Origin of the sequence: Halobacillus ihumii (assembly GCF_902726645.1) — a bacterium.
Lineage (GTDB): Bacteria > Bacillota > Bacilli > Bacillales > Halobacillaceae > Halobacillus_A > Halobacillus_A ihumii.
The window spans coordinates 2,600,394-2,623,075 of the sequence record NZ_CACVAO010000001.1; the positions used below are offsets into that span (position 1 = coordinate 2,600,394).

Here is a 22,682-nt window from a genome sequence, read left to right on the forward strand (position 1 = left end):
AAGGGATCAGCATGTGAAAACTTTGTTGAAATTTGCTGATAAAAAATCTATTTTTTTTACTTGAAAAACGGGGATGAATTGATTATGATAAGAATTGTGTTAGCACTCAGCATTATAGAGTGCTAATAATCGACACAAAACAAGAAAACGAACCTTATTAAGGAGGGTGTCCTAATTGTTAAAGCCACTAGGTGATCGTATTGTAATTGAATTAGTAGAGGAAGAACAAACTACTGCAAGCGGTATCGTGCTTCCAGACTCTGCGAAAGAAAAGCCTCAAGAAGGTAAAATCGTAGCGGTTGGAACAGGTCGTGTAACGGATAACGGTGAGAAGATTGCACTTGAAGTTTCACAAGGTGATCATATCATCTATTCTAAGTTTGCAGGTACTGAAGTAAAATATGAAGGCAATGAATACTTAATCATTCGCGAAAGTGATATTTTAGCAGTCGTTCAGTAATATCTACAATGGGATAGCCCATAGAGGATATCGATACGAATTTGATAAGGAGGGCATTTTATAATGGCTAAAGAAATTAAATTTAGTGAAGACGCACGCCGCGCCATGCTTCGTGGTGTAGATACATTGGCTGATGCCGTAAAAGTAACACTGGGACCAAAAGGGCGTAATGTAGTTCTTGATAAAAAATTCGGTTCCCCGCTTATTACTAACGATGGGGTAACGATTGCCAAAGAAATCGAATTGGAAGATCACTTCGAAAATATGGGTGCACAGCTTGTATCCGAAGTTGCTTCTAAAACAAACGACGTAGCGGGTGACGGTACAACAACTGCAACTGTTCTAGCTCAAGCTATGATCCGTGAAGGTCTGAAAAACGTAACGTCTGGTGCTAACCCAGTCGGAATCCGCCGCGGAATTGAAAAAGCCGTAGAAGTTGCTACAGAAGAACTTCGTAAAATCTCTAAGCCAATCGAAGGCCGTGAGTCTATCTCACAAGTTGCTTCCATCTCTGCTTCTGATGATGAAGTAGGTCAGCTAATCGCTGAAGCTATGGAACGCGTAGGTAACGATGGCGTTATCACTATTGAAGAATCTAAAGGATTTAACACAGAACTAGAAGTGGTTGAAGGTATGCAATTCGACCGTGGGTATGCTTCTCCTTACATGGTTACAGACCAAGATAAGATGGAAGCTGTTCTTGAAGATCCTTACATCTTAATCACAGATAAGAAGATCAACAACATCCAGGAAGTTCTTCCTGTACTTGAACAAGTTGTTCAGCAGTCCAAGCCGCTTCTATTAATCTCTGAAGATGTAGAAGGGGAAGCTCTAGCAACACTTGTTGTGAACAAACTTCGCGGTACATTTAACGCTGTAGCAGTTAAAGCACCAGGCTTCGGTGATCGCCGTAAAGCGATGCTTGAAGACATTGCCGTGCTAACTGGCGGTCAGGTTATTACCGAAGATCTTGGCTTAGATCTGAAGAACACGACCATTGATCAGCTTGGACGTGCTTCCAAAGCCGTGATCACTAAAGAAAATACAACAATCGTTGAAGGAAACGGAAACCCAGAGCAAATCGCATCCCGCGTAGCTCAAGTCCGTGCCCAATCTGAAGAATCTACTTCAGAATTCGATAAAGAAAAACTACAAGAGCGCCTTGCTAAACTAGCTGGCGGAGTTGCTGTCATCAAAGTAGGTGCAGCTACAGAAACAGAATTGAAAGAGCGTAAACTACGCATCGAAGACGCCCTAAACTCTACTCGCGCAGCAGTAGAAGAAGGTATCGTTGCTGGTGGTGGTACAGCGCTTGTAAACATCATCAAATCCGTTGAAGGTCTAGGCCTTCAAGACGACGAAGCTACAGGTGGAAGCATCGTGCTACGTGCCCTAGAAGAGCCTGTACGCCAAATCGTACACAATGCTGGACTTGAAGGTTCTATCATTGTAGAACGTCTGAAAGGTGAAGCAGTAGGTACTGGCTTCAACGCAGCTTCTGGCGAATGGGTAAACATGGTCGATAGCGGCATTGTTGACCCAACTAAAGTAACTCGTTCTGCGCTGCAAAACGCAGCATCTGTTGCGGCTATGTTCCTGACTACTGAAGCAGTCGTTGCTGACCACCCTGAGGAAGACAACGGCGGTGGCGGCGGTATGCCAGACATGGGCGGAATGGGTGGTATGGGCGGCATGATGTAAGCTGTACTTGAACCCTTTGTTATACAAGGAATTAAAATTCTATAAAGGAATAATGATTGGATTTTTAATAATTAGGTCAAAATAAAAGGAGCCTCCCAGAAGTTCACTGAACCCCTGGGAGGCTTTTGTGTACGAAGAAGGTAAAGGGTAGATATAATAAATACAAATAATTTATAGGCTCTACTCACTTTAATGACTATTGAAATATTCTAAAATATGTTCATCTTAAGTACACCCTGTAAAAAACGTAATACCAAGGTATAAAAAGGCAACCCAAAACTGGGATGTCTTTTTTTTACGGTAATTATTCAATTAGGTTCTTTTCCTTATTTTGTTTGCTGTTCATTTTTATCTGAACTTATGAGAACTTTTCTAAGATCACTTTGATCGTTTTCTCATTTAATATAACAAGATTCCACTAATCGATGAATTAGGGATGTAATCGTTACGGTTCTTCAAAGCAAATCTTTACTCCTTACAAAGACATTAATTCTAAATAATTAACGAAAACAACAAAAAGTGTGGAAGGGTTTCTTACAAACTCAATGAAATGCTGGCCAGCCTTATTTAGACTTAAGGCCATGCAATCAAAATTATGGATGGAGGTACATTATGTTATCGACAAGTACTGGGTATTTAATTTTGCTAATTTTCGGGGGGTTATTCACAGGACTAACGATCGTCATGCAACGTCGAACAGGAAAAGAGATGACGGCAGAGCAATTTAGTACAGCGGGTAGAAGTGTAGGAGTCGGATTGGCGAGCGTGTAGACGTCAAGTTGAATTTTACACTTTTTGCTCGTTTCCCTTTTACACTTCTGCTTAAAAGATGCTTTTTCTGTTTTTCATACGATAACTTTCCTCATTCTCTCCGCCCTGTATAACTTCCACACGATGGAGTAAACGATCTAAAATCGCTGTCGTAATCCCCTGATCACCAATCAGATTCCCCCATTCCTCTGGACTTTTATTTGAGGTTAAGATGATCGAACTTCGTTCGTATAAATGGTTAATCAAATGGAAAAACAGATTTGCCTCTCGCTGATCCATCGCCATGTACATCAAATCATCAATAATCACAAGGTCAGCGTTTCTCATTCGTTTCAGTTGTACCTTTGATTTGTTCAGATATTCTTCCGTCTTTAAGAGCTGTACAAGCTCACCCATTGTAGCGAAGTAAACGTTGAATCCTCTGGAAACAGCTTCGAGACCCAGTCCAATTGCGATGTACGTTTTCCCAATGCCAGGTGGCCCAAGAATAATTAGGTTATACTGCTGTTCCAGCCAGCTTAATTCTCTGAGTTGTGTTAGCTGGCGGGCAGTCAGCACGTTTTGACCATTCAGTTCAAACTCATCTAATGACTTCACGAAAGGGAATCGTGCCCATTTCATTCTTTTTTCAAAGCTTTTGGCTTCCCGTTTTGCTAGTTCATATCGCGTAATAGATTCTAAGAATTCTAAGTAGGTCCATGAAGATTTTTCAGCTTCGCGAAGAAGCTGTGGAAGCTCCTCCGCAGTTTCTGATAGACGTAACTGACGAAATTGATCTTGTAATTCATTCACGGTCTTCTTCATCATGATAGACCTCCTAATATGCTGGTATAAGCATTTATAGAACGGGTAGAGGTCTTAATGTGACTATATTTTGCGGGATAGGTATAAAAGGATTTTGCCTCTTTTACCGGCTCATGAGGCAATCTATTAATGTGCTTGGCCATATCACGAAAGTCATTTGCACTAAACAGCTTTTCTCTCATACACTTGGTCAATACGGTCTCGATTACCGTTGGATACTGTTTGATGACCTGATGAATGATCGCAAACTGGTCTCGACGATACCTTGGGTATCTTTGGCTGATCTCATCAAAGTAACCAGATGCCTGTGTTTTATTTTCAAAAAAGGAGATCAAACGTCGTTTAAACTCTTCAACACCTTTGGATCGATCACGGATATGATTGCGATTTTGAATGAGTTTCCCTTTTTCTAAGCTGATAACGTGTTCCGCAATGATTTCACTTTCTGCTTCTTTTCGAATCACGAGCGTCGGTGGTTCTTCACCTGTAACTTCAATCAAAACATGGTTATCAGCGTTTGTTTGATAAGTCCCGAGAGGGACGGAATATCGATTGGACTTATACCGGATTGTATTGTCCTTGCTTACACTTCTTGTTATACTTTGATTATTGGTACTTTCATATGAAAGTAGGGAAGAGACTGGCTTTAAGTGTTGCTTTTCGACGAGAAACACTTCAGCTGGTCTTTTTTTTGTTGTCTGATGAACTTGATAATTTCCGGTACGCATTAGCCATTGTAGCCCCCGCTGATTCCAATCCTCTATATCACTGAACACTCGACTGTCTGCGAAATTACCTTTTATGTACTTCACTACATTTTCAATCATACCTTTAGACTCCGGATCAGCTCTTCTGCACAAATGAACCTTAAACTTACGTTCATTCACATAACTTTGAAACTCAGCTGTTAAAAGCAGCTGTCCTGCATTTTCACTCACTGTAATTAAGTGATCCTGATCGTATACGATTTCTTCTGGACATCCTCCATAGAATTGAAATGCATTTTCATGACATCGGATCGCATCCCTCGTGGTAAATGGCCTTGTTTGCCATTCCATATACTTCTGTCTGGAGTGAGCGAGGACAAACGCAATGAAATACAACTTGATCTCTTTGCTCTCCGTTGTCTTCTGTTTTGTTTCACCCCAGTCTACCTGAAGTTGTTTCCCCATTGGTTGTTCAGGTATTGCTTCGTATTGGCGAACCGTTACCTTCTTCTCAATCTGGTAGAATTCCCTGATATCTTTAACATATGATCTCACCGTACTTCCACCGACCGCCAGGTTCGGGTATCTCTCTAGAAGCCAATCATGTATTTGTGCAGCACTCAAGTGAGGGTATTCTTCTAACCAGGCAAGGATCCAGTCTTTGTAGCTGTCTAATTTCTTTTTCTTCCCAATAGGCAGTTCTGTATAAGCTTTTGCTTCATCAAAAGTCATCTCTAAATATTTATAGACAGTTGGTCTTGAGATCTTAAGCTCCTTAGCGATTTGTGCTACTTTAAACTTCCGTTTATATAGGTCCTTAATTTTTAAATACAACACTAATTTCTCCTCCAAAATCCTAACCCCCAGTAAAATAACGTCACCAACTATTTTACTAAAGTATTAGGTTGATAGAGCAAAAGTGTAAAATCCTATCAAGCGAAAACTGTCAACTTTATTCTAGCGTTTACAGAGCGCCTCCATTATAGCTGCTTGGACTTGGGCAGCTACACTCATGATGTCCTCATCAACTGGCTATCAATATGGAATTAGTGGACCCTATTGGTATGCTGGCGGTGCTTGCATCCAAGTACTATTATTTGCTATTGTAGCCATTCATTTGAAAAGAAAAGCACCACATGCGCACACATTTTTAGAGTTTATCGCCCAACGTTTTGATAAAAAGAATCATCGATTAATGCTTGTGTTCGCCTTAATGACAAATATTATTGTGACATCTATGGTTATTCTTGGTGGAGCTATTGCCTTACATTCATTAACAGGAATGAATCTATTTATTGCAGCTTTCTTAATCCCGTTAACGTTTACCATTTACACTATGATTGGCGGGTTAAAAGCTTCGTTCATTGCGGATTACTTAAACACGGTCATGATCTTTATTATACTTGCTATTTTTGCAACAGCTGTTTATTACAAATTTGGAATAACAACAGTCTATGAAGGATTGCGTAATTTACCAGATTCGCAGCAGATGCTAACGATGGCATCGATACCAGGGCTGTTTTTCGGGATGATCAATATAATCGGAAACTTTGGAACCGTATTTGTGGATCAAGCTTATTGGCAGCGTGCCATTGCAAGTAAAGATAATGCAGCTTCTAAAGCCTATATTTATGGAGGCATCGCTTGGTTTGCGATTCCTTTTGCGATTGCAACCTTTATGGGGGTTAGTGCCGCAGGACTTGGAATAACTGTCGATTCTCCAGATGCGGTGGCACCTGAAATGGCGGCTCATTTACTTGGGTCTGTGGGATCGATTCTATTTTTAACGATGTTATTTATGGCTGTTATGTCAACAGGTGCGGCTGAACTAACAGCGATTACAAATATTATTGTGACTGATATTTATCGTCATTCTATTAACCCAAATGCCAGTAGTCAGAAATTATTAAGTGTCTCCAGGAAAGTTACACTTGGATTTGGACTAGCGATGGGAATTCTTTCAATCTTACTTTTCTACGTAGGGATCAGTCTTAGCTTTGTTTATATGGCGATGGGAATCTTTGTTAGTGGGGCGGTTATTCCGGTAACACTTGGATTGATGTGGGCAAAGGCTACGAATAAAGGAACTTTTTACGGTGCTTTATGCGGTATGGTAAGTGGGATTACGGTTTGGATCGTTTCTGCTTACTTGATGTCAGGTGAAATTAGTGTAGAGTCACTAGGTCAGCTCCATACGATGCTTTTTGGAAATCTAACGGTTTTTATTGTTAGTGGAATAATTTCCATTGGTCATGGATGGATCGTTAATCAAGAGTTTGATTTTGAATCCTTACAAGATAAGTTTAAAAGCTTTGACGATGAAGACATTGAACCTGAGGAGGAAGTGAGTTATGGAAGAACAGCAGCTAAATAAAGACGCAAAGTTGTGTACTCGATGGGCATTTGGATTAACACTCCTATTCATCTTCATTTTTCCGGGTATTATGTTTTTGACTGGCTATCATTATAGCTTGCAGTTCTTCACAGGTTGGAGTTATTTAGCGTTCGGATGGCTCATTATAGCGGGACTTTACATCACCATACGGCCATTGGTTGAGTTTTATAGAGAAGACAAACGATAGATACGCGAAATCAATGAATCTCATATCTTGTTTATCCAGGTTCTTATTTTCCTTGTCAGATAAACTAACAAAGAAATGGAAGGAACGAATCGGTTTATATAGAATGAAATAGACTCATTTATTTAACATAGGAGGTAAATCATTGAAGTTAACGCCGATTGAACAAGAGAAACTGCAATTATTTTTAGCAGGAGAACTAGCTTCCAAACGTAAAGAACGTGGTGTTAAGCTCAATTACCCTGAAGCAACAGCACTTCTATCGTGTTTTGTCATGGAAGGTGCCCGTGATGGAAAAAGCGTTCAACAATTAATGGAGGAGGGCAAACACGTGCTATCAGCAGATGAGCTCATGGAGGATGTTGCTGAGATGCTTGACTCTGTTCAAGTGGAAGCGACGTTCCCGGACGGAGTTAAACTTGTTACTCTTCATAACCCAATTATAGCGGAGGTGTAGATATGGTGAGACCAGGGGCTTTTGATATCCAGGAAGGATGGATAGAAATAAACAAGGGTCGGGAATCCATTGATTTAGTAGTAAAAAATGAGGGAACACGCTCAATTCAAATCGGATCACATTTTCATTTTGCCGAAGTCAATCCGGGACTAGCTTTTGATAGAAAGAAAGCGATTGGGCTTCGCCTTGACATTCCATCAGGAACAGCTGTGCGTTTCGAGCCTGGGGAGGAAAAATCTATCACGCTCATTCCCTTTGGGGGTAAGAAGCAAGTGCACGGATTTAATAACAAAGCACATGGGTATATGGATGGACGAGGTAAACTACAAACGGAAGATAAACTCAAATCGTGGGAACAAGAGGTGAAGAGACATGAAGTTAGATCGTAAACAGTATGCTGATTTATTTGGGCCGACGACGGGTGATCGTATCCGTTTAGCTGATACCGATTTGTGGATTGAAGTAGAACATAATTATACGACTTATGGCGATGAAGCCGTTTTCGGAGGTGGAAAGACCATTCGTGATGGGATGGGGCAAAATGGTCGAGTTACTTCAAGGGAACAAGCGCTCGATCTTGTCATAACGAATGCCTTAATTGTGGATTACACCGGCATCGTAAAAGCAGATATCGGAGTAAAAGATGGTCGTATTGTTGATATCGGGAAAGCTGGGAACCCGGACACGATGGACGGGGTTTCACCAAACCTAGTTATAGGTACAGGGACCGAGGTTATGGCTGGAGAAGGAAAAATTATCACAGCAGGTGGAGTGGACAGTCATATTCACTTTATAGCTCCACAACAAATGGAAACCGCCATCTCCTCAGGCATTACAACTATGATTGGTGGAGGAACAGGACCCGCAACTGGGAGTAAAGCCACAACAAGCACTTCCGGGCCTTGGCACCTGCATTGCATGCTCGAGGCGGCAGAGGATTTTCCGGTCAATGTAGGGTTTTTAGGAAAAGGCAACGCGTCAACAAAGCAGCCACTCATCGAACAAATAGAAGCAGGTGCCATTGGTTTAAAACTTCATGAAGATTGGGGATCCACACCTGCGGCGATTGAAACGTGTATGAATGTAGTTGAAGAGAACGATGTTCAAGTAGCCATTCACACAGATACATTGAATGAAGCAGGGTATCTTGAGAATACGCTTGAAGCCATTGGAAATCGTGTTATTCATACGTACCATATCGAAGGAGCAGGTGGAGGGCATGCACCAGATATCATGAAACTTGCATCCTATGCGAATATTTTACCTTCTTCTACTACACCAACGATGCCATACACCGAAAATACGATGGTTGAACACCTTGATATGATGATGGTCTGTCATCACCTCGATCCGAAAGCTCAAGAAGACTTAGCATTTAGTCATTCACGGATTCGAGCTGGTACGATTGCTGCCGAAGATATACTGCATGATATAGGTGCGGCAAGTATGACATCATCAGACTCTCAAGCAATGGGGCGCGTAGGAGAAGTTCTTATTCGTACATGGCAAACAGCCGATAAGATGAAAAAACAACGGGGTCCTTTGCAAGGAGATATGCGGAGCGATAACAACCGTGTGAAACGATACATTGCCAAATACACGATTAACCCGGCCATTACGCACGGAGTCAGTCATGAAGTTGGTTCAATTGAGTCCGGGAAACTTGCTGACCTAGTACTATGGGATCCTGCATTCTTCGGAGTGAAGCCTGAGCTTGTATTCAAGGGAGGTCATATTGCAAGGGCGCAAATGGGCGATCCAAACGCCTCCATCCCCACGCCTCAACCTGTCTTGATGCGGCAAATGTACGCTTCTTATGGCAAAGCAAATGCCTCAACATCACTGACTTTTATGTCACAATCAAGTATAGCCAATCAACTACCGGAAAAGTTAGGCTTACAAAAGAAAATAGCTCCAGTAAAACAGGTACGTCGTCTCAGTAAATTGGATATGAAGCTTAACAACTCGCTTCCTGATATCCAGATAGACCCTAAAACATACGATGTATATGCGGATGGGGAAATGCTATCTTGTGAACCAGTAAATGAACTTCCGCTAACGCAAAAGTATTTTCTATTTTAAATAATAGGTGGAAAGAATGATGTCTCGATAATGGAACATTACTCTTTAGATAGGTATTTATAAAACGTCGCCCTACTTACTTCGACAGTATCCAATATCTCATTAAAACCGTATTCTTACTATCATACATCTTAAAGGCCAAATCCAACTTGGATTGGTCTTTTTTGGTCTTCCACCTTTCGCCCGCGAGCTTTTGTAGCATCATTCAGGTATATTGTCACGTTCAGTCTCCGGTAAACGGCATCCAGCTACCTTGTGACTTCTAAAATCGAGTATTTGATATGGTGAGGTAAAGCTTCCTTAATGAAGCTTTTACACGTCCAGCATGTCTGGTAGGATAATAGTTTCATTTTTATAATTGTTAAACCGTTCATACTTTTCATGACAGCGTTTGCGAACAGGTTAGTCATCGTCATTCTAGTATCGTTTCCTACTATTGTTTGCCTGCTTATGTTTGGTTGACGGTTCACGTTTAAATGGTATAGGTTAGACAATTATAGAAACGAATATGGTTTCGTGCCATCCATAGCTTCTTAGAAAGGGAGGTACTGAAGTGAATAGCATACAAAGCCGTTTGTTGCTCATGTTGCTCCTTTTTATCATTCTCCCCTATTTTCTATCTGTACTGCTCATTTATGGCTATACCAAAAATAGTGTAGAGAAGCATGAACTTGCCAATAGCCAAGAACAGATAGAAGAAAGCACAGAGGAATTGCAGCAATACCTTAATGAAATGTTGAATCTCCCTTACATATTGTACCGTGACACGGATTTGTTCCATATTTTCAAAAATGAAGTGGAAAATTCCAGCTACTTAGAAAAGAACATTAAAAATTTTTATTTGATGCGTAAAGAAATCCGCCAAGTCCGTTTCTATATGGATAAAGGGAGAGAATCAATTACGGTTTATAACGCTATGGTTAGTGCTCGTAAGTCAAAGCCCAATTTCTTAAAGCAACTTTATATTGAACAGCTATATCAGTCGAACGTCAAGCATATCATTGAGCCGCCCCATCCTCTGGTGAATTATAACAATGCGGCAATAGTTCCACAATCTGATCATACAAAAGTAATTACCTTTCACCATAAAATAAACAATGTATTTACAGAGGAATTTCTCGGCGTCATTTCTATGGACGTTGAACTGAATAAATTCGCTCAAATTACCGATGACTTAATGCAGGAAAAAGAAGAGTCTGTGTACCTCTTGAATGAACATGATCAAGTAATTTACAGCAGTGAAACTAAGCTAATCGGTCACCCTGCTCCTGCAGCGTTAAAAGTGCAGCTGAAACAAGGAGAAGGGGAGAACAACGATATCCTCCTTTCTAAAACGTTATCAGCCCCACTAAATGAATGGAAATTAGTAAAAATCACACCTAGTGAAGTTCTGTTCCGAGAAGTGCAGCAAACAGCCTACACAAGTATTGTAGTCGGTTTAGGAGTCGGTGTCTTAGGGTTGATAATGATCAGTTTGATTACCTATAAAATCACCAGTCCGATCCAGCAGCTCACCAGAAAAGTACGCACCATTGAAGGTGGGTATACCGAGGTGCCTTTTGATAACAGAAGACATGATGAGATTGGTTATTTAGAAAAGCATATGAAAGAAATGATGGAACGTATTAATCTTCACATTGATCGTGAATATAAGCTGGAAATTGAGAATAAAGAGAACCAGTTTCGGGCCTTAAAATCACAAGTGAATCCTCATTTCTTATTCAATGCTCTTCAGTCAATTGGTGCTGTAGCTTTACGATCAAATGCTTCAAATGTATACCAGCTAGTGACATCCTTATCAAAAATGATGCGATATTCTATGCAGGCGAATGAATGGGTACAAGTCAAAGAAGAAATGAAGTATATAGAAAGCTACCTCTTCCTTCAAAAGGAACGCTTTCGTAATAAAATTCATTATTCGGTACAAATAAGCCCTAAGGTCTTAGAGATTAATATTCCCAGCATGATTCTGCAGCCTCTTGTTGAAAATTTCTTTAAGCACAGTTACGAAGAGGGCTTTACCGATGCTCAATTGACAATTTCCGGGGAAATAAATGACGGATTCCTTCATTTTATAGTAGAAGATGACGGAGCCAGCCTGACAGACAAAGAGCTTCAAGAATTACGAAACAACATATATACCTCCACTCAAAAAGGGGCGTATGGAAAAGAACATATAGGTTTGAAAAATATCCACGACCGGCTTGTCCTTAATTACGGAGAAAAAGCGGGGATTAAAGTGGATACGAACCAGGAACAGGATTTTGTAGTGGAGATTTTCATTCCTGTCGAAAACCAGATCGCTGAATAACACTCAAAAATGAATTATTTATAAAGGAGGAAAAAGGTGTGAAGGTGTTAATTGTAGACGATGAAGTGAATGTACTTGAAGTTATTCGATTCTTAGGTGAATGGGAAATTCACGGTGTAACGAAGATTTTAGAAGCAAGTCAAGGAGAAGAGGCAAAAGCAATTATCGAGGGAGAAAGTCCTGAAATCATTTTTACTGATATTAAAATGCCTGGAATGAACGGGATGGAACTCATTCAATGGCTCGATTCGATTTCCTATAAAGGGAAAGTCATCTTTATAACAGGATATTATGATTACTCGTTCATGCGCCATGCCATCAAGCTTAATAGCTTTGATTATTTGCTGAAGCCAATAGAAGCTGGTGCTTTTAATGAAACCTTGAAGGAGGCTGTCGAGACCTTGAGAAAGGAAGAGCAAGAACATCAATCAGTAGAAGAGGATTACGTTCATTTAAAACTGGACAAGATCGTTACCTCCGCTTGTATGGGAAAACCCTTTGACGTGAATGATCTTCTGCCTTCCCTTCCTGCAGCACAGCATTATGTAATGACATTGCTTTCTTTTTATCATATGCATCATGCGGAACCTTACGTGAGATCCTTGGCAGATAAACTCACACAGCAAAAACTGGGAAATGCATTCTCGCTTAGAAACGACCGCAACTTTTGTCTTGTTTTAACTTTGGAGAATGAATGGTTAACGGTAGAAAAATGGATGAGTGAACATATCGATATCCCAGTCCGGCTTGTGTCCAGTGAACACCCGCAGCCGTTAAGGAAACTGTCGAGTTCATTCCGTAATCTGCGGGAAGCCATGGACGATCATCAGTACAGGTCCATTCATCGCCTGGAAGATTTAGATATCGCTAGCCGTATGAAAGATATCGTATCCTATGTGGATAACTATTATATGGAAGAGTTGAGTTTGGAGAAGTTATCGAAGCTATTCTTCTTTAGCCGTGAGCATATTTCCCGAAAGTTCAAACAGGAGACTGGTCTACCTTTAACGAAATACGTAACGAAACTCAGAATCAATCAGGCAAAGTGCTGGTTAAGGGAAACCGATGAAACGATTTACTCTATCTCTTTAATGCTGGGTTATCAGGATGAGAAATATTTCTCCAAACTGTTTAAGAAGGTAACAGGTTTAACTCCTTTCGAGTTTAGGAACGGTGACGGGATGGAGTTGCGCGGAGAACATTCAGCTTATGCATGAAAACTCTGAGGTGATGGCATGAAAAAAAAGATTCTTCATATCAGTCTGATTGTTTTGCTTCTTTCTGCCTGCCAGCCCAATTCACCGTTAGAAGAACTACCAAAGGAACAAAAAAGGGTCATCTTGAAAATACGTAATCCTAAAATCGAAATTGCTTCTCCTTTTGAAGAAATGGTTCAGGCTTATGAAGAAGAGCATCCCCATGTCGAAATCAAGGTTCATACAGTGGGAGGGGCATTGGATGATTTCTCTGACTTGAAAGCCCAAATGGCATCTGGAGAGGGGCCGGACATTTTCACGAATCCCGGTTATGAAAGCGCCAGGTTATGGAAAAATTACTTAGAAGATCTCTCGGATCAGCCCTGGGTTAGTAAAGCCTATGAAGATTCTCTAGCCCCTATAACGATCGATGGCAGCGTTTACGGAATGCCGATGAACTTGGAAGGATATGGTTTCATTTATAACAAAGACCTATTTACTGAAGCTGGCATAGAATCTCTTCCTTCTACTTTATCTGAGTTAAAAGCTGCAGCAGAGAAGTTGCAAAAGGCTGGAATTACCCCATTTGCTACTGGATATTATGAAAAATGGAAGCTCGGCGATCACTTGATCAATATTGCTTTTGCCCGGCAGGAGGATCCTGCTGCTTTTATACAAGGATTAAATAACGGGACAAATTCTATTGAAAACAATCCAAAATTCAAGAACCTCATAGAGTTACTTGATGTCACAGTTAAGTACGGAGGTAAAGACCCTCTATCCACCGATTACACGATGGAGATCCATAAGTTCACATCTGGAAAAGCAGCCATGATTCTCCAGGGCAATTGGATCCAGCCTATGATTGACCAACGTGCTCCGCACATGAATATTGGCATTATCCCCGTTATGATTAATAATCATCAGGGAGAAAATACGTTAATCGTCAATACTCCGAGTTACTGGGTGGTCAATAAACAAACCACTCCGGAAAAAAAGAAAGAAGCGAAAAGATTTTTGAATTGGATGGTCCATTCGAAACAAGGACAGCGGTATATGACCGAGGAGCTTCGGTTTATCCCTGCTTTTAAACACCTTGATGCAGAGGAATCCGGTCCGCTTGCCCAAACCATCATGCAATACTATAAGCATGACCGTACAGTATCCTCCAATTGGATTAACTTCCCTACCGGAATACGGGAAGAATTCGGACATGCTACCCAACAGTATATAAAAAATGAACTGAACCGCCAGCAGTTGCTGCATGCCTATCAGGAATCCTGGGAGCAAGCTCAGAGACAGTGAGCATGCTCCCAGGATTTTTTTGATTCGATCTGTTAATTCTACCTCATCAATTCACAACTAAATTCGTATCAATTTCGCCCATATCCAATTTCGTAAAACTTTCTTATACTTTTAATTGTACTTAGGTCGGGCCTGACAAAACCCATTTTAAGGAGGAAGAACATGCATCTAAAACGTCTTGCCAAGCAAGCGACGGTATTGACACTCAGCACGGTCATTTTAGTAGGGGGGAGTGGTCTCGCTCATGCAGAGCCAAAAGACCCCAAAGATTATAGAGAGGATTATGGCATTTCACATATTACGCGTGCTGATATGAAGGATATGGTCAAACAGCATGGGGATAAGGATTATACGGTACCAGAGTTCGACGCCTCAACGATTCAAAATATTCCTTCCGCCACAAGGATTAATGAAAATGGAAAAGAGATTAAACTGGATGTGTGGGATACATGGCCTCTTCAAAACGCGGACGGAACTGTGGCCGAATATAAGGGCTATCATATTCTATTCGGTTTAGCCGGTAAACCTGGAAATCCTGAGGACACATTTATTTACCTGTTTTATAAAAAAACAGATGAATCATCAATTGATGCCTGGAAAAATGCTGGACGTGTATTTGACCCAAACGATAAATACGAAGCAAATGATAAATACTTAAAAAATCAGTCAGAAGAATGGTCTGGTTCCGCTACGTTTACGTCTGAAGGAGAAATTCGTCTATTCTATACAAATCGTACCGATTTTAACGTAGATAAAGGGCTTTACGGAAAACAGACATTGACTACAGCACAAGTAAATATCTCTGAACCAAAGGCTGGAACCCTTCAAGTGGACGGTGTTGAAGATCATAAATCAATCTTTGAAGGCGGCGACGGGTCCGTTTATCAAAATGTCCAGCAGGCTTTTGGAGGAGAGACTATAAACTGGAAGGAGAATCATACTTTAAGAGACCCTCATTATATTGAGGAAAATGGTCACAAGTATCTTGTGTTTGAAGCCAATACAGGAACAAGCTATGGGTACTCTGGAGAAAAGTCTCTTTACAATCAAGTTTATTACGGAAACAGCAACCATTTCTTCCAGAATGAAAAAGATTGGCTCTTAAATAGTCCAGAAAAAGAATATGCTCAGATCGCGAATGGTGCTGTTGGAATTATTGAAATTACAGACGATTATGAATTGAAAAAAGTCATGAAGCCTTTGATTGCTTCTAATACCGTAACTGATGAAATTGAACGCCCAAATATTTTCGAAAAAGATGGTAAATGGTATCTTTTCACAAGTACCCGTGGATCTAAGATGACGATTGAAGGTGTTGATGACGAAGATATCTACTTGCTTGGTTATGTAGCAAACTCTCTAACTGGCAAATTTAAACCGATGAACAAAACAGGTATTGTCCTTCACCACGACGTAGATCCATATGATATCACTTGGACTTATGCGCACTACGTCATCCCACAAGAAGGTACAGACGAGGCTGTAGTGACAAGTTATATGACAAACAGAGGATACTTCGAAGATCACAAATCCACGTTTGCTCCAAGCTTTAAGATCGAGCTGAATGGTAAGAAATCATCTGTTGTAGAAGATAGCATTCTTAAGCAAGGTCAAATTACACTTCATGATGAAGACGACCGTAATGATGATTAATAAACATCATTAGTCATTGATAAGAAATCAAGAGAAGAAAATGCCGGCCTCCCATCGGCATTTTCTTTTTCTATATCATAAGCAAAAATATGGAGGTAAGGAAACATGAATATGATTATAAATCATCCCAGAAAGTGGCTGACAGCCTCCTTCCTCTTTCTACTTTTTATTTCCCTTGTCCTTTACATGGCTCAACGGGAGGGGTCTAAACCTGATCCAGAACCAAACTCCTATCGAGCAGATTATCATTTTACTGCACCCGACCATTGGAAAAACGACCCTCAAAGACCTATCTATTTGAATGGAAAATATCATTACTATTACCTCTATAACCAAGATTATCCCGAAGGAAATGGAACAGAATGGCGTCACGCGACTTCTGATGATCTCGTTCATTGGAAGGATGAAGGCGTTGCTATTCCAAAATACACCAACGAAAACGGTGACGTCTGGTCCGGATCCGTTGTTGTAGATCACCAGAATACAGCAGGATTTGGAGAAAACGCTGTTGTAGCTGTTGTAACCCAGCCTTCCGCCAACGGCCAGCAAGAGCAATACCTCTGGTACAGTACTGATAACGGGCAAACTTTCTCCCCTCACAAAAAAGAACCCATAATGACTAATCCGGGTGTTGAAGCTTTTAGAGACCCTAAGATTATTTGGGAGGATCAGTCAAAAAAATGGATCATGTTAATTGCTGAAGGGTCAAAAATTGGTTTTTATAAATCAAAAAACCTGAAAGAATGGCATTACACTGGTGGATTCCAGACCGAAAATATCGGATTGATCGAGTGTCCTGATCTATTTCAAATGCGTGCCGATAACGGCAGCATAAAGTGGATTATGGGTGTTAGTGCAAACGGACAGGCCAAAGGCAATCCGAATACGTATGCGTATTGGGTCGGTAATTATAATGGAGAAACCTTTGTTCCAGATCATGCGAAGCCTAAGTGGCTCGATCACGGCTTTGACTGGTATGCCGGAGTAACCTTTAAAGACGGAAAGAGTGATGATAAACTTGACCATCGCTATGCACTAGCGTGGATGAACAACTGGGCGTATGCGAATAATACTCCGACAATAGAAGAAGGGTTTAACGGAGTTGACTCGATTGTTAGAAAAATAGAATTAAAGAAAGATGAACATGGTGGCTATAATCTAACCTCCCAGCCAAATAAAGAAATCGATCAATTGATTCAGTCTACTGAAGTTTATCATAAACTCAAGGTTGAGGGTTCAAAGACACTTGAAATTAAGGGAGATGTCTATCAATTGGAAGCAGATATCCGTTGGTCAGATCTTAAGAATGTAGGGTTTCGTCTCAGAGAATCCAGCGACCAAACCCGTCATATCGATGTTGGGTTTTTTCCTGAGGGCGGGTACTCTTATGTAAACCGTAGCTATACAAATCATCCCGATAATACTAATCAGATGCTGGAAAGCCGGGCACCGTTGGAAATTAATAAAAAGAAGGTTCATCTAAAGATACTAGTTGATAAAACAAGCATTGAGGTATTTATCGATGGTGGGAAAGTTGTTCATTCCAATCTAGTCTTTCCTCCAAAAGAGGATCAAGGAATTACTCTTTTCTCTAAAGGTGGTATGGCCATTTTTGAAAATGTAGAAATTAAGCATATGGGTGCTATACATGACTAAATCTTAATAAAACGAGAGGTTTAGTCCCCTTCAATTCCCTATGTAGTTAAATTGAAGACGTTATAAGGGGAATGCAAGAAGCATTCCCCTTATTTATTTGATTAAAGCAATCTCTCTAACGTTATACCTTCACGATATGTACATTGACATTGTAACTATTCATTTCACCCTCAAAATTAGCTGGTACATTGTTATCTATAATACAAAAATCAATTTCCGTAAGGTCAGCAACTTTCGCGAAGTTAACTTTGCCAATTTTGCTATGATCCGTCAGTAACAAGGTATGCCTGGCGTTAGTAATCATCATTCGTTTTATACGCGCTTCAGTAAGGTTAGGGGTGGTTATAATTCCATCATTAAGATCCAAACCATTCGTCCCAATAAATGCTTTGTCAATTCGAATCATGTTGAGTGCTTGCTCAGCGAAGGGCCCAACCAATGCTGACGTTTCCCTCCGTAAATTGCCTCCTAGCAACATCACTTCTAAACCTGGAATATCTGCTAATTCTTGCATGATAATAATAGAGTTGGTCACTATCGAAAGGTTGGAAAAAGTTTTTAACTCTTTCACAAGCTCATAGGTAGAGGTTCCGGAATCTAATAGAATAGCATCTCCGGGGTTAATGAATTCTACTGCTTTTTTTGCAATGGCTTTTTTTTCTTCAATATAATCCTTTTTTCTCTCCCCAACCGATTCCTCGAAGCTAACAGGTTGTAGGAGAATAGCGCCGCCATGGGTCCTTTTTATATTATCTGTTTCCTCAAGTTCCTTTAGATCTCTCCGTATCGTTGAATCCGAAACCTTAAACTGACGGCTTAAATCGTGTACAGATGCCCGTGACATATGACGCAAGTATTCAAGAATTTGAGCTTTGCGTTCTTCCATAAACATTATAGGTAGCGCTCCTTTCGCGAACTTCTCCTCATTATTATAGTCGATTATTAGTGACTATAGAAAAAGAATGTTTATTTAACAAAGTGCTTAGATAATCTTATATCTTGGTGATTTTCTGAAAAAATAATCATAAATAGTCACGAACTGTTTACATGGATCAATAGTATAATCTTAACGATTTGTTGGAAAACAGTGAATTTTCGGTGATTGCAATATTTTTAGAATATTTAGAAAAAATATTGACAATAACTAATCGTGCATATATAATCACTAATAATCAAAAACAATCATGATCAGCAGAAAAAAGATAACCGAAATATAATTGGTGCTAAAAAACTATTGGTATTTTTTATGTGGAGAGGAGGAATCTTAACGTTTAGTTTGTAAGCGTATTCATATGGTTTTTAGGAAGATATTATATGGTAGGAGGAGAGAGGTATGATAATTAAGAATATGAGGATAAGCATGATTTTGATGGGACTATTACTACTTTTTGTGGCTGCATGTGGAAGTGGTAATGAAACTTCGGGGCGAGGAAGTGAAGAAGAGTCTGGAGGAGAAGAAAAGCTGAAAATCGGTTTAACGCTAAATAACTTAGCAAACCCATTTTTCGTTTCCATGAGTGAAGCTGCCGAAGAATATTCTAAGGAGTTAAATGCAGAAGTTATTGTTCAAGCTGCAGATGCAGATTTAGCAAAACAAACATCTCAAATTGAGAATTTTATTACACAAGGTGTGGACTTAATTTTGCTCAATGCTGTTGATTCTAAAGGTATTGCAGGAGCGATTGCTCAGGCAGATGCAGCTGGAATTCCTGTTATATCCGTAGATGTTGGAGCCGCTGGAAGTATAGAGGCAACTGTTACATCTGATAATTATCAAGCAGGGGTTCTAGCGGCCGAATATATCATTGAAAGGCTTGATGGAAAAGGGAATGTTGTTGTGATCGATGGACCTCCCGTAACAGCCGTAAAAGATCGTATTGCAGGCTTTGAGGATACGATCAAAGGCACAGATATAAAAGTGGTTGCAAAACAGAATGGGGAAGGCAGCCGTGAAAAAGGTCTAAAAGTTATGGAAAGTATTCTACAAGCGAATGAACCGGGTACGATAGACGCTGTATTTGCTAATAATGATCCGGTAGCAATAGGTGCTCAGATCGCACAAAAACAAGCAGGTCGCCAAGATGAATTTTTTATTGTGGGTGTAGACGGATCTCCAGCTGTAATAGAGGCTATGAAAAAGGAAGGGAGCACTATTGCTGGTACATCAGCTCAACACCCTGCAAAAATGATTAAAAAAGCCATGGATGTTGGTTTAAAGGTCTTAGAAGGTGGGTCTGTAGAAAAAGAAGTGATTAAAATTCCGGTCAATTTAATTACTCAAGAAAACATGGATTCCTATTCTGGTTGGTAAGCTATCTCAGACATAAAACGACGGTCCTTGTACTGGCAAGGACTGTACATAGGATTAAGAAAGGATGTGAAACAATCATGCTTACAAAGCAAAGAGTGAAGCCAAACAGCAAATCCCTCAAGCCTATACTAACAGTGGAAGGCATTCGTAAAACATTTTCCGGAATTACGGTTTTGAACGATGTCAGTATGGATCTTTACCCTGGTGAAGTGCATGCGTTGATGGGGGAAAATGGTGCTGGAAAGTCTACCTTAATGAAGGTATTGTCAGGTATTTATGTACCAGATCAGGAAAGTGGCAGCATTTGTTATAAAGATAAACAAGTCACTTGGAAGGGTCCCTTGAACGCAAGACGAATGGGGATTAGTGTCATTCACCAAGAACTCAATCTGTCGCCGAACCTGTCGATTAGTGAAAATATATTGATGGGCACCAAATATCCTAGAAATAAACTCGGCATGGTTAGATGGGAGGAAGTACATAGTCGTGCCAGGGAAGTCTTAACCTCCATGGGACTGGAGTTACAACCTGAGGTTCTTGTATCTACGTTGAGTATAGCCCAGCAACAGATGGTCGAAATTGCAAAAGCACTTTCTTACAAAGCAGAAGTCCTTATCATGGATGAGCCGACAGCTTCTTTAACGGATAAAGAAATAGCCAGGTTATTCAAAATCATTAAAGACTTAAGAGAACAAGGAGTGGCAATCGTCTACATTTCCCACCGAATGGAGGAAATTTTTAAGATTTCCGACCGTTATACAGTTTTACGGGATGGAGAATGGATTCAAAGTGGTTCAATCGATGAAACGAACCCAGATCACTTAGTCAGTTTGATGGTGGGTCGTGATTTGAAGGATCTGTTCCAAAGATCATCCAATAATTATGTAGAAAATCAAGAAGATCACCCCGCTTTAGAAGTTAAGAACATGAGAGATTCAACATTTGTAAAGGACTTGTCATTTAAAATCTATCCTGGAGAAATTGTAGGGTTTGCCGGGTTAGTAGGTGCTGGGCGTACAGAGCTTGTGCGGTCCATATTTGGTGTATCTGAAATTATGGAAGGAGAGGTCTATGTTCAGGGAAAACAGGTGCAAATCAAATCACCAATAGATGCCATTAAACATGGGATTGCACTCGTTCCGGAAAGTCGTAAAGAACAGGGGTTGTTCCTTGATATGTCCGTTAAAGAAAATATCTTATTGGCAAAAATGAAAGCGTTCACAAAAAGCAGCAAGATCAACTGGAGGGCTTTGGATCACTCAGCGGGTCAATATATAAAGGAATTGAACATAAAGATCGCTTCGCCTGACCAATCCATTTCAGGCTTAAGTGGTGGAAATCAACAAAAAGCTGTCATTGCCAGGTGGCTGTCAACCCATCCGAATGTATTGCTGCTGGATGAACCGACTCGAGGAGTTGATATAGGAGCTAAAACAGAAATTCATAAAATTATATCTGAACTGGCCGATTCAGGCCTTGCAGTATTGATGATTTCATCTGAACTTCCTGAAGTAATGGGGATCAGTGACCGCATTTTTGTAATGCACGAGGGACGAATAACAGGTGAACTTCACAAAGGTGAGGCCACCCAGGAAAAAATTATGAATCTTGCGACGGGGGGAGATAGAACGTGAGATCCACTTTGCCGTCAAGTCCACAACCAAACGCACAACCGGATGTACAATCTGAGTTTAACATGGGTAAGAATCTTGCCACGCTTTGGAATCGCCTTGGGATGATTATCATACTAATTTTGTTGTGCATTGTGATGACAATCATGGCACCTAACTTTCTGGAAGCATCAAATATTACGAATATATTAAAACAAGTATCCGTTATTGCTATTTTAGCAGCGGGTATGACCATCGTTATTTTAACAGGCGGAATAGACCTATCCGTAGGTTCTATCGTAGCACTGTCTGGAGTCGTTTCTGTCATGGCCTCCCAAGCAGGAATAAATCCGTTCCTTGCAATGATTCTTGGTATGGGGGTAGGTTATCTTATTGGATTCATAAATGGTTTTTTCACCGCAAAGATAGGTTTGCCAGCCTTCATTGTAACATTGGGCAGTATGACATATGTCCGAGGACTTGCCTATGTTTCAAGTGGAGGTTATCCAGTTGTACTAGAATCTAGTACATTCAAGTTTATAGGGGCAGGTTCCATCTTGTCTATTCCTACTCCCATATACATTATGCTATTTGTATATGTCGTGATGTTTCTTGTTTTAAAGTACACCATGTTTGGCCGTCATATTTACGCTATTGGTGGAAATGAAGAGGCTGCCAGACTGACGGGGATTAAAGTTAAGAAGACACTCGTGAATGTCTATTCTATCAGTGGGTTGCTTGCTGGTTTAGGTGGGGTTGTACTAGCTGGCCGCCTCTACTCGGGGCAACCGACAGCAGGAAATATGTATGAATTGGATGCAATCGCTGCTGTTATTTTAGGTGGATCAAAGCTAGCAGGGGGAGTTGGTAAGGTACAAGGGACAATTATTGGTGTTCTTATCATGGGAGTTATAACCAACGGACTGACCTTAATGGACGTAAGCTACTATTGGCAGCTTGTTGTAAAAGGGGGAGTCATTGTATCTGCAGTATTAATTGACCGTCTACGTTCCTGAGCTTATTTAAAGGAGAGTGTAAAAATTGTTTAGATCCCTTTGGAAACACACTTTTTGTATAGA

19 protein-coding genes are annotated in these 22,682 nt (G+C 40.4%); 16 read left to right on the forward strand and 3 right to left on the reverse strand.

Going from position 1 to position 22,682, the window contains the following annotated elements; all coding sequences use genetic code 11:
• Nucleotides 1-175: 175 nt before the first annotated feature.
• From groES to G6R08_RS13065, 3 genes are all read left to right on the forward strand, one after another.
• Nucleotides 176-460, forward strand: coding sequence for a co-chaperone GroES (gene groES / locus G6R08_RS13055; RefSeq protein ID WP_079525677.1), 285 nt, complete (start codon nucleotides 176-178; stop codon nucleotides 458-460).
• Nucleotides 461-523: 63 nt separating this feature from the next.
• A complete protein-coding gene (gene groL / locus G6R08_RS13060; RefSeq protein ID WP_163528512.1) occupies nucleotides 524-2,161 on the forward strand; it encodes a chaperonin GroEL in 1,638 nt (545 codons plus the stop codon).
• A 612-nt stretch (nucleotides 2,162-2,773) separates the two neighbouring features.
• Nucleotides 2,774-2,932 (forward strand): hypothetical protein, encoded by a 159-nt coding sequence (locus G6R08_RS13065; RefSeq protein WP_163526119.1) that lies wholly within the window; start codon nucleotides 2,774-2,776, stop codon nucleotides 2,930-2,932.
• 51 nt (nucleotides 2,933-2,983) lie between these two features.
• Here the strand turns inward: G6R08_RS13065 and istB are convergent, their stop codons facing one another.
• Together istB and istA are read right to left on the reverse strand one after the other, a co-directional pair.
• Complete coding sequence (gene istB, locus G6R08_RS13070) at nucleotides 2,984-3,736, reverse strand: IS21-like element helper ATPase IstB (RefSeq protein WP_079526737.1); 753 nt, start codon at nucleotides 3,734-3,736, stop codon at nucleotides 2,984-2,986.
• Nucleotides 3,736-5,280 carry an IS21 family transposase gene (gene istA, locus G6R08_RS13075; RefSeq protein ID WP_163531148.1) on the reverse strand — a complete coding sequence of 515 codons (1,545 nt, stop codon included), beginning with the start codon at nucleotides 5,278-5,280 and terminating at the stop codon, nucleotides 3,736-3,738. Before istA ends, istB begins: the two co-directional genes overlap by 1 nt.
• A 145-nt stretch (nucleotides 5,281-5,425) precedes the next feature.
• Between istA and G6R08_RS13080 the strand changes: the two genes are divergently transcribed.
• The 10 genes from G6R08_RS13080 (at nucleotide 5,426) to G6R08_RS13125 (ending at nucleotide 17,682) form a co-directional block, all read left to right on the forward strand.
• Nucleotides 5,426-6,817 carry a sodium:solute symporter family protein gene (locus G6R08_RS13080; protein ID WP_275897956.1) on the forward strand — a complete coding sequence of 464 codons (1,392 nt, stop codon included), beginning with the start codon at nucleotides 5,426-5,428 and terminating at the stop codon, nucleotides 6,815-6,817.
• Entirely contained in the window at nucleotides 6,795-7,025 is a 231-nt protein-coding gene (locus G6R08_RS13085) for a hypothetical protein (protein WP_163528514.1), read from the forward strand. The genes G6R08_RS13080 and G6R08_RS13085 overlap by 23 nt, the downstream gene beginning before the upstream one ends.
• A gap of 142 nt (nucleotides 7,026-7,167) precedes the next feature.
• Nucleotides 7,168-7,479, forward strand: a complete 312-nt coding sequence (gene ureA, locus G6R08_RS13090; protein ID WP_163528517.1) for an urease subunit gamma — start codon at nucleotides 7,168-7,170, stop codon at nucleotides 7,477-7,479.
• Nucleotides 7,480-7,484: 5 nt separating this feature from the next.
• Nucleotides 7,485-7,868, forward strand: a complete 384-nt coding sequence (gene ureB / locus G6R08_RS13095; RefSeq protein ID WP_163531305.1) for an urease subunit beta — start codon at nucleotides 7,485-7,487, stop codon at nucleotides 7,866-7,868.
• Nucleotides 7,852-9,561 (forward strand): urease subunit alpha, encoded by a 1,710-nt coding sequence (ureC, locus tag G6R08_RS13100; protein WP_163528519.1) that lies wholly within the window; start codon nucleotides 7,852-7,854, stop codon nucleotides 9,559-9,561. Before ureB ends, ureC begins: the two co-directional genes overlap by 17 nt.
• Before the next feature lie 553 nt (nucleotides 9,562-10,114).
• Nucleotides 10,115-11,872 (forward strand): cache domain-containing sensor histidine kinase, encoded by a 1,758-nt coding sequence (locus G6R08_RS13105; RefSeq protein WP_163528521.1) that lies wholly within the window; start codon nucleotides 10,115-10,117, stop codon nucleotides 11,870-11,872.
• 38 nt (nucleotides 11,873-11,910) lie between these two features.
• Nucleotides 11,911-13,089, forward strand: coding sequence for a response regulator (locus tag G6R08_RS13110; RefSeq protein ID WP_163528523.1), 1,179 nt, complete (start codon nucleotides 11,911-11,913; stop codon nucleotides 13,087-13,089).
• Between the two features lie 18 nt (nucleotides 13,090-13,107).
• Complete coding sequence (locus G6R08_RS13115; protein ID WP_163528525.1) at nucleotides 13,108-14,373, forward strand: ABC transporter substrate-binding protein; 1,266 nt, start codon at nucleotides 13,108-13,110, stop codon at nucleotides 14,371-14,373.
• A gap of 162 nt (nucleotides 14,374-14,535) precedes the next feature.
• Complete coding sequence (locus tag G6R08_RS13120; protein WP_163528526.1) at nucleotides 14,536-16,026, forward strand: glycoside hydrolase family 68 protein; 1,491 nt, start codon at nucleotides 14,536-14,538, stop codon at nucleotides 16,024-16,026.
• A gap of 111 nt (nucleotides 16,027-16,137) precedes the next feature.
• Nucleotides 16,138-17,682, forward strand: coding sequence for a glycoside hydrolase family 32 protein (locus tag G6R08_RS13125; RefSeq protein WP_163531306.1), 1,545 nt, complete (start codon nucleotides 16,138-16,140; stop codon nucleotides 17,680-17,682).
• 121 nt (nucleotides 17,683-17,803) lie between these two features.
• On the opposite strand, the gene G6R08_RS13130 is transcribed toward G6R08_RS13125, so the two are convergent.
• A complete protein-coding gene (locus G6R08_RS13130) occupies nucleotides 17,804-18,574 on the reverse strand; it encodes a DeoR/GlpR family DNA-binding transcription regulator (RefSeq protein ID WP_163528528.1) in 771 nt (256 codons plus the stop codon).
• 441 nt (nucleotides 18,575-19,015) lie between these two features.
• Between G6R08_RS13130 and G6R08_RS13135 the strand changes: the two genes are divergently transcribed.
• From G6R08_RS13135 to G6R08_RS13145, 3 genes are all read left to right on the forward strand, one after another.
• Nucleotides 19,016-19,993, forward strand: coding sequence for a substrate-binding domain-containing protein (locus G6R08_RS13135; protein ID WP_240339710.1), 978 nt, complete (start codon nucleotides 19,016-19,018; stop codon nucleotides 19,991-19,993).
• Nucleotides 19,994-20,070: 77 nt separating this feature from the next.
• Nucleotides 20,071-21,627: a sugar ABC transporter ATP-binding protein gene (locus G6R08_RS13140; protein ID WP_163528530.1), complete on the forward strand. Its 1,557-nt coding sequence runs from the start codon at nucleotides 20,071-20,073 to the stop codon at nucleotides 21,625-21,627.
• Between the two features lie 62 nt (nucleotides 21,628-21,689).
• Nucleotides 21,690-22,619: an ABC transporter permease subunit gene (locus G6R08_RS13145; RefSeq protein ID WP_163531308.1), complete on the forward strand. Its 930-nt coding sequence runs from the start codon at nucleotides 21,690-21,692 to the stop codon at nucleotides 22,617-22,619.
• Nucleotides 22,620-22,682 lie beyond the last annotated feature (63 nt).